Source organism: Pseudoalteromonas sp. Z1A8 (genome assembly GCF_011378855.1).
GTDB lineage: Bacteria > Pseudomonadota > Gammaproteobacteria > Enterobacterales > Alteromonadaceae > Pseudoalteromonas.
Genome location: NZ_WTLB01000138.1, coordinates 1 through 586, shown reverse-complemented (window position 1 = coordinate 586; position 586 = coordinate 1). Strand labels below are relative to the sequence as shown.

The window sequence follows — 586 nt, the reverse complement described above, 5'->3', positions numbered from 1 at the left end:
AGCATCTTCACTGCGATTTCAATTTCACTGAGTCTCGGGTGGAGACAGTGTGGCCATCGTTACGCCATTCGTGCAGGTCGGAACTTACCCGACAAGGAATTTCGCTACCTTAGGACCGTTATAGTTACGGCCGCCGTTTACTTGGGCTTCGATCAAGAGCTTCGCTTGCGCTAACCCCATCAATTAACCTTCAAGCACCGGGCAGGCGTCACACCCTATACGTCCACTTTCGTGTTTGCAGAGTGCTGTGTTTTTAATAAACAGTCGCAGCCACCTGGTATCTTCGACCGACTAGTGCTTACGGAGCAAGTCCTTCACACCGGCCGGCGTACCTTCTCCCGAAGTTACGGTACCATTTTGCCTAGTTCCTTCACCCGAGTTCTCTCAAGCGCCTTGGTATTCTCTACCTGACCACCTGTGTCGGTTTGGGGTACGGTTTGAACATATCTGAAGCTTAGAAGTTTTTCCTGGAAGCATGGCATCAACCACTTCACCCAAAAGAGGGCTCGTCGTCAGTTCTCGGTCTTCCTAATAAAAGGAGGTGCCCGGATTTGCCTAAGCACCTAACCTACCGCCTTAAACACAG

Annotated in this window: 1 rRNA gene; it reads right to left on the bottom strand. The window is 50.9% G+C overall.

Going from position 1 to position 586, the window contains the following annotated elements:
* Positions 1–586, bottom strand: a 23S ribosomal RNA gene (locus tag GQR55_RS20040); the annotation flags it as partial.